This window comes from Streptomyces sp. Ag109_O5-10, from assembly GCF_900105755.1.
Taxonomy (GTDB): Bacteria; Actinomycetota; Actinomycetes; order Streptomycetales; family Streptomycetaceae; genus Streptomyces.
This window is the reverse complement of record NZ_FNTQ01000001.1, coordinates 5,508,829-5,523,156: the sequence shown is the minus strand read 5'-3', so window position 1 is coordinate 5,523,156 and position 14,328 is coordinate 5,508,829. Positions and strand designations below refer to the sequence as shown.

The following is a 14,328-nucleotide window of genomic DNA, read 5'->3' as shown; positions in this document are numbered from 1 at the left end:
GGCCTCCGCTCCTCAGTGCTCGTCGTGCGCCGTCATGCGGAGCACCCCGGACACGCGGTCCGGGGTGCTCCAGGGGGTGCGGGTCACCGGGCGTGCGCGACCTGCTTCCGGGGGATGTCCAGCTCCTGCCAGATGCCGCCGAGCGCCTCGACGAACTTCTCGACATCGCTGGAGGTGTGCGTGGCCGAGGGGGCGACCCGGAGGATCTCCTCGCCGGCCCGCACGCTGGGCGCGTTGATCGCCTGGACGTAGATGCCGTGGCGCTCGAGCAGCAGTGCGGAGGCCTGCCGGCAGAGCGCGTCGTCACCGACGAAGACGGAGACGATGTGGGACATCGGTGAGACGTACGGGATGCTCTGCTCGTCGAGCAGGCGGTGCAGCAACCGGGCGTTGTCCCGGAGCCGGGTCCGCTCGGCGTCGGAGGAACGCAGGTGCCGGACCGCGGCGAGCGCCCCCGCGGCGAGCGCCGGCGGCAGGGAGGTGGTGAAGATGAACGAACGGGAGAAGCTGCGGACCGCCTCGATCAGCGGGGCGGGCCCGGCGATGTAGCCGCCGGCGGTGCCGAACCCCTTGGCCAGCGTGCCCATGATGACGGTGAAGTCGTCGGCGATTCCGTCGCGAGCGGCGATGCCGGCTCCCTCCGGCCCGTACATGCCGACCGCGTGCACCTCGTCGATGAACGTCGTGGCGCCGTACCGCTTGGCGACGGCGGCGACCTCGTGGAGCGGGGCCATGTCACCGGACATGGAGTAGACCGACTCCAGGACGATCATCTTGGGGCGGTCCGGGTCGGCTGCGGCGAGCAGCTCCTCCAGGTGCGCCACGTCGTTGTGGCGGAAGATGCGCTTCTCGGCGCCGCTGTGGCGCAGTCCGTCGATGATGGAGGCGTGGTTCAGCTCGTCCGAGAAGACCAGCGTGCCGGGCATGCGGCCGGCGAGGACGGACAGGGCGCCGTCGTTCGCGGTGTAGCCGGAGCTGAAGATCAGCGCGGCTTCCTTGCCGTGCAGGGCCGCGAGTTCCTTCTCGAGCAGCACGTGGAAGTGGTTGGTGCCGCCGATGTTGCGCGAGCCGCCGGAGCCCGCGCCGAACGCGTCGAGCGCCGTCTTCATCGCCTCCAGCACCGCGGGGTTCTGCCCCATGCCGAGGTAGTCGTTGCTGCACCAGACGCTGACCTCCAGATCCGGGCCGCCGGTACCGGTCCTGGCCATCGCGCTGGGGAACCGTCCGGCGCGGCGGCCGATCTCCAGGAAGGAGCGCTTGTGGTCGGCGAACTCCTTCATCTCGCTCGCAAAGAAGTCCAGATGCTGGGTCATTGTGCGAACTCGCTTTCTGGTAAAGGTCGTTGAGCATTCGCCGACGTCCGAGGGAGCCGGAGGGAGAGGGTTCGTGCGGTGACTCAGCGGGCGGATCCGAGCAGGCGCAGGCGCCGCTTGTCCGGCTTGCCCGAGTCATTGAGCGGCAGCTCCTCGAGGAACCGGATCTCCTCGGGGGCGTGTGCGGCGGACAGGGCCGCGCTGATGTGGGAGCGCACGGTGTCGGGCCTGATCCGTGCTCCGGGCCTCGGCACGATCGCGGCGTGCACGTGCTCGACGTGGTCCGCGTCGCGGACGCCGTAGACGGCGACGTGCGCGACGTCGGGGAGAGCGGCGATCTCCCGCTCCACCACGGCCGGATAGACCTTGACGCCTGCGGTCTTGACCATGTCCGCGACCCGGTCCAGGAGGTGGAGATAGCCCCGTTCGTCGAGACGCCCGATGTCGCCCGTGCGGTACCACCCGTCGCGCAGGACCTGTGCGGTCAGTGCGGGGTCCCCGAGGTAACCGTCCATCACGTGCGGCGAACGCACCCACACCTCCCCGGTGAGGCCGACCGCCAGCCCCGCACCGGAGTGGGGGTCGCAGACCTTGACCTCGGTCTCCGGGAAGGTGCGGCCCACGGTCGACCGCAGGTGCGGGTCCTGGTGCTCGCCCGGGTCGAGCATGGTGATCCGGCCGCCCTCGGTGGTCCCGTAGCCCTGGACCAGCACCGGCCCGAAGACCGCCGCGGCCTCCTCGATCCGCGCGGGCGCCGCGGCGCTGCCGCTGTAGATCAGCTGCCGCAGCGAGGAGAGATCGGCCGGCTCGGCGCGGGCGTGGTCCGCGGCCCGGTACAGGTGGGGCGTGGCCATGAAGGTCCGGGTGATCCGGTGCTCCGCCACGGCGCGCAGGGCCCTCGCGGGGTCGAACTCCTCGTGCAGGAAGACGGTCCCGCCGACGGCGAGGACCGCGTCGGCCATCGGCCCGGCCGTGTGGCTGAGGGGGGTGACGACGAGAATCCGCGGGTCGGGCTCGGTCACCGCCGCCGCCGTCGCGCTGACGAGGCTGTCCCAGGCGCGCATCGACAGGCGGATGCCCTTGGGGTGACCGGTGCTTCCGCTGGTGAACACGATCGCGGCAAGCGTCTGCGGATCCGCCGGAGTGAGCGTGCCGAGGTCCCGGCGGTCCGCGGGATCGACGGGTACGGCTCCGGGTGCCCCGACACCGAATCCGGTGACCGGCGGGCGGCGGCTCATCCGCTCGGCCAGGTCCTGCGCGCGGCCGGCGTTCGCGGTGTCGGTGAACAGGACGTCGGCCGAACTGTCCAGCAGGATGCGCAGTTGCGCCTCGGGGGACAGGACAGGGACGGTCGTGCCGGGGTTGGTGGACCGCAGGTAGGTGACGGCGGCGCCCAGGAGATGGGCCGCGTAGCGCGCGACGAGCATGTCGGGGCTGTTGGGCGCGACCAGGACCCCGACGACACCGCCAGGGCCCACCCCGAGTCCACGCAGGGTGCGCGCCGCGCCGGCCACGGCCCCGGCGAGCTCCCCCGCCGAGACCACCCGCCCCCGCCAGTGCACGGCGGGCCGGTCCGGCGCGGCGTCCAGCAGCGACCTGATCCCGGCGGCATAGCCTCCCGGTATTGCGCGCCGGTCTTCCGCAGCACCCATGGTCACCTCGATTCAGCGCGCGACGCCCCGCCGAACGGGCCACCGCTGTCCTCCACCGACGCATGTCAGCTTTCCGCTGGTCGAACAGGGCGACAATGTGCGATCGGCGTGCCTGAACGAGCGACCGGCGCCACCCCGGTGACCGATCGAGCAGTGCACGACCGCGTAGGCCGGCCACCCCGAACGGACCGCGTCGGCAGCGGGGCGGGCGGGTGTCGGCGGGACAGCAGGGCACGGCACGGCTCGAGGGGGCTTCGGCTTCGGCGTGATGCCGCGGGGTGCCGGACGGCGGGCCGTGCGGGTTCCCGAAGGACTTCGGCGGCTTCAGCACCGACACGTGTCACCGAGGGACACGAGAGCGACGGCGCCGACCTGCCGTATGGGCAGGAACGGCGCAATGGCAGCGAAAGTGCCCGGAACCGGACTTGAACCGGTACGCCCGCGAGGGGCAGCGAGGTTTAAGCTCGCCGTGTCTGCATTCCACCATCCGGGCAGGCCATGGGCTCCGCTACGAGGCTCCGACCCTATCGGGAGGCGTCCCCCGAACAGCGGACGGGCGACCCGATGTTGTCTTATTTTATTGACGTCTGAGGGTGCATCAGCACCCGGAACGAGCCATCCGCACTTGCCAATAGCGTTACGCGCGGTGGGTGGGCGCGTACACGGAATGACGGAATTTCACCGTCCGAACAAGGGGGCTCCACCTGTTCTCGACGACTGGGAGCGCCTGGTTCCGGATCCTGGTCTCGGGGTCCGGTGTCATCCCCAGGTATGACCCGGCACCCCGCCGGTCCCCCCTCGGTCGCCCCCCGGAACCGGAACTGCGGCTGACTACACGGGCCGGTTCGGCCGAGACGATGGTGTGGTCCCCATGAACGCCGTCGTCCCGACAGGAGCGCCCTTCCGTGTCCACCACACCTATCGCCGACCGGCGGACCACTTCCGTGGCCGCACGTGCCACGGACCTCTCGAAGATCTACGGCCAGGGCGAGACCCAGGTGGTCGCCCTGGACCGGGTCACCGTCGAGTTCCGGCAGGCCGAGTTCACCGCGATCATGGGGCCGTCCGGCTCCGGCAAGTCCACGCTGATGCACTGCGTGGCCGGCCTCGACACCTTCTCCTCCGGTTCCGTGCGGATCGGCGACACCGAGCTGGGCTCCCTGAAGGACAAGCAGCTGACCAGGCTGCGCCGGGACAAGATCGGCTTCATCTTCCAGGCGTTCAACCTGCTGCCGACGCTGACCGCGCTGGAGAACATCACCCTCCCGATGGACATCGCGGGTCGGAAACCGGACAAGCAGTGGCTGGAGAACGTGATCGAGATGGTCGGCCTCCGGGACCGGCTCGGCCACCGTCCCTCGCAGCTCTCCGGCGGCCAGCAGCAGCGCGTCGCCGTGGCCCGCGCCCTCGCCTCCCGGCCGGAGATCATCTTCGGTGACGAGCCGACCGGGAACCTCGACTCCCGCTCCGGCGCCGAGGTGCTGGGCTTCCTGCGCAACTCGGTGCGGGAGCTGGGTCAGACCGTCGTCATGGTCACCCACGACCCGGTGGCGGCCGCGTACGCCGACCGCGTGGTCTTCCTGGCCGACGGCCGGATCGTCGACGAGATGTACCGCCCGACGGCCGAGACGGTCCTCGACTTCATGAAGCAGTTCGACGCGAAGGGCCGGACCAGCTGATGTTCCGCACCGCCCTGCGCAACGTCCTCGCGCACAAGGCCCGGCTGCTGATGACCGTGCTCGCCGTCATGCTCGGCGTCGCGTTCGTCTCCGGCACCCTGGTCTTCACCAACACCATCTCGGACGCCTACCAGAACAGCTCCGCCAAGGGCTTCGACGGCGTCGACGTGGCCGTCCAGGCCAAGTACCAGGACTCCAAGGGCGACAAGGTCGGCAGGACGCCCGACCTCACCCAGGCCCTCCTCGACAAGGCCGCGAAGGTCCCCGGGGCCGCCTCCGCCACCGGCGTCGTCTCCGGCTTCACAGCGATCGCCGACAGGCACGGCAAGCTGATCGGCGGCGGGTGGCAGTCCGAGGGCGGCAACTACTGGGGCGCCAAGGACACCCGGTACCCGCTCGTCAGCGGCCACGCGCCGCACGGCAGGGACGAGGTCCTGATCGACTCCAGGACCGCCGAACGGGCCGGCTACAAGGTCGGCGACACCGTGCGCATCTCGGTGAACGGCCCGGTCCTCACCCCCACCGTCGCCGGCATCTTCACCACCGACGACGGCAACGTCGCGGCCGGCGGCAGCCTCGCCCTCTTCGACACGGCGACCGCGCAGCAGCTGTTCGGCACGAAGGGCACGTACGACGAGATCGACGTGACCGCGAAGGCGGGCACCGGCCAGGCCGCCCTCAAGTCCCAGCTGGACCAGGCGCTGCCGAAGAAGCTCGTGGAGACCACCACCGGACACAAGCTCGCCGACGACCAGGCGCAGCAGATCTCCAGCAGCATGAGCGGCCTGCGCTCGGGCCTGCTGGTCTTCGCCGGCATCGCGCTGTTCGTCGGCACGTTCATCATCGCCAACACCTTCACCATGCTGGTCGCCCAGCGCACCAAGGAACTGGCCCTGCTGCGCGCGGTCGGCGCCTCCCGCCGCCAGGTCACCCGCTCGGTGCTGATCGAGGCGTTCGTGGTCGGCGCGGTGGCCGGCGTGACCGGTCTGGTCGCCGGCATCGGCATCGGCGCCGGACTGCGCTCGCTGCTGGGCTCGTTCGGCGCGACCGTCCCGGACGGCCCGCTGGTCGTCAGCCCCGGCACGGTGGCCGCCGCCCTCGCGGTCGGCGTCGTCATCACCATGCTGGCCGCCTGGCTGCCCGGCCGCCGCGCCGCGAAGATCCCGCCGGTGGCCGCGATGAGCGCCCTGCACGCCGCCCCGACCACCAAGTCGCTGGTGCTGCGCAACACGATCGGCGCCCTGTTCTCGGCGGCGGGCGTGGTGGTGATCCTGGCGGCGACCACGATGAGCGGCAGCGACGGCCAGGCCCCGATGGGCTTCGGCGCGGTCCTGCTCATCATCGGCGTTTTTGTCCTGACCCCGCTGCTGTCCCGTCCGCTGATCGCGGCCGCGGCCCCGCTGCTGCGCGGGTTCGGAGTCTCCGGCAAGCTCGCGCGCCAGAACTCGGTGCGCAACCCGCGCCGTACCGCCGCCACCGCCTCCGCGCTGATGATCGGCCTGACCCTGATCACCGGCATGACGGTGATGGCGGGCAGCCTGCAGAAGTCCATCGACAAGATGGCGAGCTCGGCGATCCGGGCGGACTACATCGTCTCGATGGCCAACGGCAACGCGCTCTCCCCCGACGTGGCGAAGAAAATCGCGGCGACCGGCGGCGTGACCGCCTCCAGCCCGCTCGGCAACGCGGCCTCCCGCATCGACGGCGAGACCGAGTTCCTGACCGGCGTCGACGGCTCGGCGATCGGGAAGCTCACCGACCTCACCGTGACCGGCGGTACCTTCCGGGTCGGCGGCTCGGACGTCACCGTGGACGACGACACCGCCACGTCGCACGGCTGGAAGGCGGGTTCGAGCTTCACCGTCCACTACGAGGACGGGAAGTCGCAGCGGCTGACGGTCGCCGGGGTGTACAAGGGCAACGAGGTGATCCGCGGGATCATGCTCGACAGCGCCACCCTCACCCCGCACGAGACCGACCCCGCCGACATGCAGGTCATGGTCAAGACGGCGGACGGCGCGTCGAGCGCGACCAAGGACAGGCTGGAGAAGGCCCTCGGCTCCAACCCGGCGATCAAGGTCCAGGACAAGCAGGACCTCTCCGACTCCATCGCACAGGCGTTCACGCTGATCCTGAACATGGTCTACGGCCTGCTCGCGATGGCCGTCGTCGTCGCGGTCCTGGGTGTCATCAACACCCTGGCCATGTCGGTGTTCGAACGCTCGCAGGAGATCGGCATGCTCCGCGCGATCGGCCTGGACCGCAAGGCGGTCAAGCGGATGGTCCGCCTGGAGTCGCTGGTCATCTCGCTCTTCGGCGGCGTGCTGGGCCTCGGCCTGGGCGTGTTCTTCGGCTGGGCGGCCGGCCGGCTGGTCGGCTCGCGGATGCCGACGTACGAACTGGTGCTGCCCTGGGCCAGGATGGCGGTCTTCCTGCTCCTGGCCGGCACGGTCGGCGTCCTGGCGGCCCTGTGGCCGGCCCGCCGCGCGGCGCGGCTGAACGTGCTGGCGGCGATCAAGGCCGAGTAGCGGACGGCAGGCAGCCGGCAGCAGTGCCTACGGTGAAGGGGCCCCACGGCGAGCGTGGGGCCCCTTCGGGTGCCGTCAGCTGTTCCAGGTACGGGTGCGCAGGGGCAGCCCGGAGGCGCCGGAGTCCGGGGTCCGGACGGCCAGCACCTGGTTGACGCCGATGCGGTTGTGTTCGAAGGCCAGGGCGGAGGCGGCCATGTACAGCCGCCAGACGCGGGCCCGGCCGGGGCTGGTCATCCGTACCGCGCGCGGCCAGTCGGCCTCCAGGTTGACCACCCACCGGCGCAGCGTGCGGGCGTAGTGCTCGCGGATCGACTCCACGTCCCGGACCTCGAACCCGGCCCGCTCCAGCTGGGTGACGGTGGTGCCGACCGGGGCGAGCTCGCCGTCCGGGAAGACGTAGGCGTCGATGAACTCGTCGACGTCGTAGGCCGACTCGTCGCGCTGCGGCCGCCGCGCGATCTGGTGGTTGAGCAGCCGCCCACCGGGCTTCAGCAGCCCGTACAGGTTCTCCGCGTACTCCAGGTACCGTTCGGCCCCCACGTGCTCCGCCATCCCGATCGACGAGATCGCGTCGTACGGCCCGTCGCGGACGTCCCGGTAGTCCTGGACCCTGATCTCCACCCGGTCCGTCAGACCCTCGTCAGCGACCCGCTTGCGGGCGAACGCGGCCTGCTCCTGCGAGAGGGTGACCCCGACGACGCCCACGCCGTGCTCGCGGGCCGCGTGGATCGCCATGGAGCCCCAGCCGCAGCCGACGTCGAGCAGCCGCTGACCGGGTCTCAGGCCGAGCTTGGCGCAGACGAGTTCGAGCTTGTCGCGCTGGGCGGTCTCGAGGGTGCCGTCGTCCTCCCAGTAGGCGCACGAGTACACCATCGACGGCCCGAGGACGAGCTCGTAGAAGTCGTTGCCGACGTCGTAGTGGTGGCTGATGGCCTGTTTGTCACTGCGGCGGGTGTGCAGATGGCGGGGTCTGCGGACCTCCTCGCGGGGCGGGGCGGGCGGGATGGGCGGCCCGGCGAGCTTCACCAGCTCCCGGACGGCGGCCCGTACGGCGGGGTCGCGCAGCGCCTGCGCGAGGGTGCGGCCGTCCTCCCCGCGCTCCCAGATCAGCCCGGACATCACCGCGAGGGCGCCGTAGAGGTCGCCCTCGATGTCCAGGTCGCCGGCGACCCAGGCGCGGGCCAGGCCCAGTTCGCCCGGCTTGAACAACATGCGGCGCAGGGCGCGGCGGTTGCGCACGACGAGCGTCGGCGCACCCGGCGGCCCGGCCTCCGATCCGTCCCAGGCCCGCAGCCGTACCGGGAGCGGGGCTCCCAGCATCTGCTCGGCAACACTCCTCAGCCGCGACGCGGCGTCGGCCATGGCGCACACCTCCAAGACATCGATCCCGGATGCCGGTTACCACGTAAACACCGTGAGGGCAGCAGCGCAGTCCCGCAAAGGAGTTACGACCGGGCAAAAAAGATGTAGCCGCCATGTAATCGGGCCGGCGTCCGGGAACGCCGAAGGGCCTCCCGCACCACGGATGGCGGGAGGCCCTTCGGATGGTTCAGCGACCGGTGACCGGGGTCAGGAGGCCTTGGCCTTCTCCTCGGCCTTCGGGGCGGCGACCGGGGCGGGCTTGGCGGCCTCGTAGAACTCCTCGCGGGGGTTCTCCATGGCACCCAGGGACACGACCTCGCGCTTGAGGAACATGCCGAGCGTCCAGTCGGCGAAGATGCGGATCTTGCGGTTCCAGGTCGGCATGGCCAGACCGTGGTAGCCGCGGTGCATGTACCAGGCCAGACGGCCCTTGACCTTGATCTTCGTCTTGCCCAGGACGATCATCGCGACGCCCTTGTGCAGACCCAGACCGGCGACCGCGCCCTTGTTGGCGTGGCTGTACTCCTTCTGCGGGAAGCCCCGCATACCGGAGACCACGTTGTCGCCGAGGACCTTGGCCTGGCGCAGCGCGTGCTGCGCGTTCGGCGGGCACCAGGCGTTCTCGACGCCGGCCTTGCGGGCGGCGACGTCCGGCACCTGGGCGTTGTCGCCCGCGGCCCAGATGTAGTCGGTGCCCTGCACCTGGAGGGTCGGCGCGGTGTCGACGTGACCGCGCGGGCCGAGCGGCAGGCCGAAGCGGGCCAGCGCCGGGTTCGGCTTGACGCCGGCCGTCCACACGATCGTGTTGGAGTCGACCTCGAGGCCGTTCTTCAGCACCACGTGGCCGTCGACGCAGGAGTCCATCGAGGTGGAGAGGTAGATCTCCACGCCGCGGCTCTCCAGGTGCTCCTTGCCGTACAGGCCGAGCTTGGGGCCGACCTCGGGCAGGATCTTGTCCGCGGCGTCCACGAGGACGAAGCGCATGTCCTCACGGGACACGTTCTTGTAGTACTTGGCGGCGTCGCGGGCCATGTCCTCGACCTCGCCGATGGTCTCCGCGCCCGCGAAGCCACCGCCGATGAAGACGAAGGTGAGCGCCTTGCGGCGGATCTCCTCGTCGGTCGTGGAGTCGGCCTTGTCCAGCTGCTCAAGCACGTGGTTGCGCAGGCCGATGGACTCCTCGATGCCCTTCATGCCGATGCCCTGCTCGGCGAGGCCGGGGATCGGGAAGGTGCGGGAGACCGCGCCGAGCGCGATCACCAGGTAGTCGAAAGGCAGCTCGTACGCCTCGCCGACGAGCGGCGCGATCGTGGCGACCTTGCGGTCCTGGTCGATGGTGGTGACCCGGCCGGTGAGGACCTCCGCCTTCGGCAGCACGCGTCGCAGCGGGACGACGACGTGCCGAGGGGAGATGCTGCCGGCGGCGGCTTCGGGGAGGAAGGGCTGGTAGGTCATGTACGACCGGGGGTCGACGACCGTGACGGTCGCCTCGCCGTAGCGCATCTTCTTGAGGATGCGCCGAGCTGCGTACAGGCCTACGTACCCACCGCCTACTACGAGGATCCTGGGACGCTCCGTGGTGCTCATGGCATCGAGTATCCACCCGCCCCAGGGGGGCCGCTCGTGCGCCCCTTCACAAGCTTCCACGGGTGTCGTGCTACACTCCGCGGCCCACGTGACACAGGTCATGGTCGACCGGGGGAACCCACTTCCGATACGACCCGTTGTCAATGCCGTGTGAGCTGCCTCTCCAGGCTTCCGGGGGCACCGCGAGGGCACCCGATGTCACCCTTACGAGCGCCTCCCGGACCCCCCTCCGAACGCTCTCCTGAGCACGCGCTCGGGCCTGTTGAGCCCCCGAACGGCCCAAGACCGCCCACCGGACCCCCCACCTGCACCGAATTCCTTGTGAAGAACTTCACGAAGTTTTCCGCCGGGGTGTCGTGGCACGGCGTGTCACAGGCCGTTCGGGGCGCTCACCCGTCGATTCGCATGCTCATCCGAGGATGGATCACGCCGATCTGTGGGTCAGGCGACGGACCAGGCGATGCCGTCCAGAATGTCGTGCTCGCTCACCACGACCTCCTCGGCACCCACCCGTTCCATGATCGACTGGAGTACGAGGGCGCCGGCCCCGATGATGTCGACCCGCCCGGGGTGCATGGAGGGGATCGCCGCCCGCTCGGCGTGCGTCGACCGCAGCAGCCATTCGGTGATCTCCCGGACCCGGACGTAGGGGATGCGGGAGTGGTGGATCGCGGCGGAGTCGTACTCCGGCAGCTCCTGGTGGATGGCGGCGAGGGTCGTGACCGACCCGGCGAGACCGACCAGGGTGCGCGCCGCACGGAGCGGCACGGTCTCCTCCGCGAGGTCCAGGGCGCGCTCGATGTCGGCCCGCATGGCGGCGATCTCGGCCTCGGTCGGCGGGTCGCTGACGTGCCCCTCGTGCACGAGGTGCCGCTCGGTCATCCGCACGCACCCGACGTCCACGGACCGCGCGGCCCGCACGTGGGCGTCGCCCACGACGAACTCCGTCGAGCCGCCGCCGATGTCCACGACGAGGAACGGCTTCGCGAGGTCCTCGCGGCCGCTCAGCTCCCGGGTGGCGCCGGTGAAGGAGAACTCGGCCTCCTGGTCGCCGCTGATGACCTCCGGCTCGACACCGAGGATCTCCAGCACACCGCGCACGAACTCGTCCCGGTTCTCGGCGTCACGGGAGGCCGAGGTGGCCACGAACCGCAGCCGCTCCGCCCCGTACTCCTTGATGACCGCCGCGTACTCCCGGCAGGCCGCGAACGTCCGCTGCAGCGCCTCCGGGGCCAGCCGCCCGGTCCGGTCCACCCCCTGCCCGAGCCGCACGATCACCATCCGCCGGTCCAGATCGACGAGCTCGCCCGTCTCCGGGTCCGCGTCGGCGACGAGCAGCCGGATGGAGTTGGTTCCGCAATCGATGGCGGCGACGCGGGGCATGGCGTGGGTTCCTTGTCTGTTCGTGAAGGCTCGGCCGGCCCAGCCGAGCCGTGTCGGCCGAGCAGGGGCGGCACCCATTCAACCGACCCGGTCGGGGCGGTACCTGTTCAATCGACCGAGTCGGGTGGTGGGTGGGCGAGGGACCCGGAGGTCCGGGGGTCCGGGGGCGGAGCCCCCGGGGCGGGCGACCTGTCCGGCGGTCAGTGCTCGGCCGGGAGCACCACACACGCCCCCTTGGCCCACCACTCCGGCAGCATGGCGATCGCCTCGTCGCCCAGCGGGTTCACGCCGGGCCCGGCGGCCAGGGAGTGCGCCACGAGCACGTGCAGGCACTTCACCCGGTCCGGCATCCCCCCGGCGCTGGGAAAGCCCGTCAGCTCCTCGATCTCGTCCCGGCGCCGGATGTAGTCCTCGTGCGCGGCCCGGTACGCCGCCGCCAGCTCCGGATCGCTCTCCAGCCGCGCTGTCATCTCCTTCATGACGCCGTTGGCCTCCAGGGTCCCGATCGCGGAGGCGGCCTTCGGGCACGTCAGGTAGTACAGCGTCGGGAACGGCGTCCCGTCCGGCAGCCGCGGCGCGGTCTCCACGACGTCCGGCTGCCCGCACGGGCACCGGTGCGCGATCGCCCGCAGCCCGCGCGGAGGCCGCCCGAGCTGCTGCTTGAAGGCCTCGACGTCCGCGTCGGTCGGCTCGGTGCGCGGGGTGGAGGGCGGAGGCGTGTGCATGACTGTGTTCTGCGTGGCTTTCTGTCGGTTCACTGGTCGGACGCGTCGGACTTGTCGACGCCGTCCCAGACGTTCGCGTACCAGGGCCGGTCGGCCGCCCCGAGGTAGGCGTGCGCCTGCTTGGCGGCACCGGGGTCGATCACCACGAACCCGGTCTCGCCCGGCAGCACATAGTGCAGCCGTTCGCGGATCTGCTGCTCGGCGTACGCGTCGTCCTGCCACCGCGCCTTGAGGTCCCGCAGCTGCTCGACCCGCTGCCGGGCCTGCTGCTGCTGCCGTTCGAGGTCCGAGATCTCGGCGCGCTGGGAGACGTACTGCCGCATCGGGTAGGCGAGCGCGACGACCATCGTGCACAGCACGATCGCGAGCAGCGCGGCGCGGCCGGTGAGCCGGGAGCGGCGGGCCTGGCGCCTGGTCTGGGAGCGGTAGACCCGGGCCGCCGTCTGCTCGCCGAGCAGCTTGAGCCTGGTCGCGGTGGAGAACCGGTCCCGGTCCCTCACGGCCATGTCCCCGCCTCCCTGGTCGCCCTGATACGTGCGTACGTCCCCGGACACGGTACGGGACCGGGTACGGGGACGTACGTACGACTGGCTAAGCCTTACCCTCTAGCGGGCTCAGCCTTTGAAGCGCGGGAAGGCGCTGCGGCCCGCGTACACCGCCGCGTCGTCGAGGATCTCCTCGATGCGCAGCAGCTGGTTGTACTTGGCGACGCGCTCGGAGCGGGCCGGGGCGCCGGTCTTGATCTGGCCGCAGTTGGTGGCGACGGCGAGGTCGGCGATGGTGACGTCCTCGGTCTCGCCGGAGCGGTGCGACATCATGCACTTGAAGCCGTTGCGCTGGGCGAGCTCGACGGCGTCCAGGGTCTCGGTCAGCGAACCGATCTGGTTCACCTTCACCAGCAGGGCGTTGGCGGTGCCCTCCTCGATGCCGCGGGCCAGGCGCTCCGGGTTGGTGACGAACAGGTCGTCGCCGACGATCTGCACCTTGTCGCCGAGCTTGTCGGTGAGGACCTTCCAGCCCGCCCAGTCGTCCTCGAACAGCGGGTCCTCGATGGAGACCAGCGGGTAGGCGGCGACGAGCTCCTCGTAGTACTCGGTCATCTCGGCGGCCGAGCGGGACTTGCCCTCGAACTCGTACTTGCCGTCCTTGTAGAACTCGGACGCGGCGACGTCGAGCGCGAGCGCGATCTGCTCGCCGGGGACGTAACCTGCCTGCTTGATGGCCTCCAGGATGAGGTCGAGCGCGGCGCGGTTCGACTCCAGGTTCGGGGCGAAGCCGCCCTCGTCACCGAGACCGGTGGCCAGGCCCTTGCTCTTCAGGACCTTCTTGAGGGTGTGGTAGACCTCGGCACCCCAGCGCAGCGCCTCGGAGAAGGACTCCGCGCCGATCGGGGCGATCATGAACTCCTGGATGTCGACGTTGGAGTCCGCGTGCGAGCCGCCGTTGAGGATGTTCATCATCGGGACGGGCAGCAGGTGCGCGTTCGGGCCGCCGAGGTAGCGGAACAGCGGCAGGTCGGACGCCTCGGAGGCGGCGTGCGCGACGGCGAGGGAGACGCCGAGGATGGCGTTGGCGCCGAGCGAGCCCTTGTTGTCGGTGGCGTCCAGGTCGAACATCGCCTGGTCGATCAGGCGCTGCTCGGTGGCGTCGTAGCCGACCAGCTCCGGGCCGATCTGCTCGATGACGGCGAGGACGGCCTTCTCGACGCCCTTGCCCTGGTAGCGGTTGGGGTCGCCGTCACGGAGCTCGATGGCCTCGAAGGCACCGGTGGAGGCGCCGGACGGGACGGCGGCACGACCCGTGCTGCCGTCGTCGAGGCCGACCTCGACCTCGACCGTGGGGTTGCCTCGGGAGTCCAGGATTTCCCGGGCTACGACGACGTCGATGGACGGCACGAGCATCTCCTTCTTGGGATGTGACGCTGGTTGTGCGGGGCGCACGCGGGCCTCGTCGGCCCTTGCTCAGCCTTGCGACTAGAGCCTAACCGTCCCGGGGCCGTCGGCCGGCACGACCGACCGGCCCGTGGACACACAGACGGTACTCATTGTTCATGCGCGGAACAAAGGGGGTCCCGATGAAGAACGGGAGAAGAGCGG

At 70.7% G+C, this 14,328-nt stretch carries 10 protein-coding genes and 1 tRNA gene; 2 read left to right on the top strand and 9 right to left on the bottom strand.

The window, feature by feature from the left end; genetic code table 11:
- Nucleotides 1–83: 83 nt before the first annotated feature.
- The 3 genes from hemA to BLW82_RS25305 all read right to left on the bottom strand — a co-directional run bounded on the left by hemA (nt 84) and on the right by BLW82_RS25305 (nt 3,458).
- A complete protein-coding gene (gene hemA, locus BLW82_RS25315) occupies nt 84–1,313 on the bottom strand; it encodes a 5-aminolevulinate synthase (RefSeq protein WP_093502023.1) in 1,230 nt (409 codons plus the stop codon).
- 83 nt (nt 1,314–1,396) lie between these two features.
- A complete protein-coding gene (locus BLW82_RS25310; RefSeq protein ID WP_093508255.1) occupies nt 1,397–2,965 on the bottom strand; it encodes a class I adenylate-forming enzyme family protein in 1,569 nt (522 codons plus the stop codon).
- Nucleotides 2,966–3,375: 410 nt separating this feature from the next.
- Nucleotides 3,376–3,458: transfer RNA gene (locus BLW82_RS25305), tRNA-Leu, on the bottom strand.
- 412 nt (nt 3,459–3,870) lie between these two features.
- On the opposite strand from BLW82_RS25305, the gene BLW82_RS25300 reads away from it, so the two are divergent.
- Both BLW82_RS25300 and BLW82_RS25295 read left to right on the top strand, forming a co-directional pair.
- Nucleotides 3,871–4,644 carry an ABC transporter ATP-binding protein gene (locus BLW82_RS25300; RefSeq protein ID WP_093502021.1) on the top strand — a complete coding sequence of 258 codons (774 nt, stop codon included), beginning with the start codon at nt 3,871–3,873 and terminating at the stop codon, nt 4,642–4,644.
- Nucleotides 4,644–7,172 carry an ABC transporter permease gene (locus tag BLW82_RS25295; protein WP_093502019.1) on the top strand — a complete coding sequence of 843 codons (2,529 nt, stop codon included), beginning with the start codon at nt 4,644–4,646 and terminating at the stop codon, nt 7,170–7,172. Before BLW82_RS25300 ends, BLW82_RS25295 begins: the two co-directional genes overlap by 1 nt.
- A gap of 75 nt (nt 7,173–7,247) precedes the next feature.
- Here BLW82_RS25295 and BLW82_RS25290 read toward each other — a convergent pair whose 3' ends face one another.
- From BLW82_RS25290 to eno, 6 genes are all read right to left on the bottom strand, one after another.
- On the bottom strand, nt 7,248–8,537 hold the full coding sequence (locus BLW82_RS25290) for an SAM-dependent methyltransferase (protein WP_093502017.1): 1,290 nt from the start codon (nt 8,535–8,537) through the stop codon (nt 7,248–7,250).
- A 207-nt stretch (nt 8,538–8,744) separates the two neighbouring features.
- Nucleotides 8,745–10,124, bottom strand: a complete 1,380-nt coding sequence (locus tag BLW82_RS25285; RefSeq protein ID WP_093502015.1) for an NAD(P)/FAD-dependent oxidoreductase — start codon at nt 10,122–10,124, stop codon at nt 8,745–8,747.
- 441 nt (nt 10,125–10,565) lie between these two features.
- The gene (locus BLW82_RS25280; protein ID WP_093502013.1) at nt 10,566–11,507 is read right to left on the bottom strand and encodes a Ppx/GppA phosphatase family protein; all 942 of its coding nucleotides are present in this window, start codon (nt 11,505–11,507) and stop codon (nt 10,566–10,568) included.
- 200 nt (nt 11,508–11,707) lie between these two features.
- Nucleotides 11,708–12,232 carry a DUF501 domain-containing protein gene (locus tag BLW82_RS25275; protein WP_093502011.1) on the bottom strand — a complete coding sequence of 175 codons (525 nt, stop codon included), beginning with the start codon at nt 12,230–12,232 and terminating at the stop codon, nt 11,708–11,710.
- Between the two features lie 29 nt (nt 12,233–12,261).
- Nucleotides 12,262–12,738 (bottom strand): FtsB family cell division protein, encoded by a 477-nt coding sequence (locus tag BLW82_RS25270; RefSeq protein WP_093502009.1) that lies wholly within the window; start codon nt 12,736–12,738, stop codon nt 12,262–12,264.
- A gap of 108 nt (nt 12,739–12,846) precedes the next feature.
- Nucleotides 12,847–14,133 carry a phosphopyruvate hydratase gene (gene eno / locus BLW82_RS25265; RefSeq protein WP_093502007.1) on the bottom strand — a complete coding sequence of 429 codons (1,287 nt, stop codon included), beginning with the start codon at nt 14,131–14,133 and terminating at the stop codon, nt 12,847–12,849.
- Nucleotides 14,134–14,328 lie beyond the last annotated feature (195 nt).

Coding starts and splice junctions, on each gene's coding strand:
- BLW82_RS25290 (WP_093502017.1), bottom strand. CDS start 8,537: ATGGCCGACGCCGCGTCGCGGCTGAGGAGTGTTGCCGAGCAGATGCTG.
- BLW82_RS25285 (WP_093502015.1), bottom strand. CDS start 10,124: ATGAGCACCACGGAGCGTCCCAGGATCCTCGTAGTAGGCGGTGGGTAC.
- hemA (WP_093502023.1), bottom strand. CDS start 1,313: ATGACCCAGCATCTGGACTTCTTTGCGAGCGAGATGAAGGAGTTCGCC.
- BLW82_RS25310 (WP_093508255.1), bottom strand. CDS start 2,965: ATGGGTGCTGCGGAAGACCGGCGCGCAATACCGGGAGGCTATGCCGCC.
- BLW82_RS25295 (WP_093502019.1), top strand. CDS start 4,644: ATGTTCCGCACCGCCCTGCGCAACGTCCTCGCGCACAAGGCCCGGCTG.
- eno (WP_093502007.1), bottom strand. CDS start 14,133: ATGCTCGTGCCGTCCATCGACGTCGTCGTAGCCCGGGAAATCCTGGAC.
- BLW82_RS25270 (WP_093502009.1), bottom strand. CDS start 12,738: ATGGCCGTGAGGGACCGGGACCGGTTCTCCACCGCGACCAGGCTCAAG.
- BLW82_RS25280 (WP_093502013.1), bottom strand. CDS start 11,507: ATGCCCCGCGTCGCCGCCATCGATTGCGGAACCAACTCCATCCGGCTG.
- BLW82_RS25275 (WP_093502011.1), bottom strand. CDS start 12,232: ATGCACACGCCTCCGCCCTCCACCCCGCGCACCGAGCCGACCGACGCG.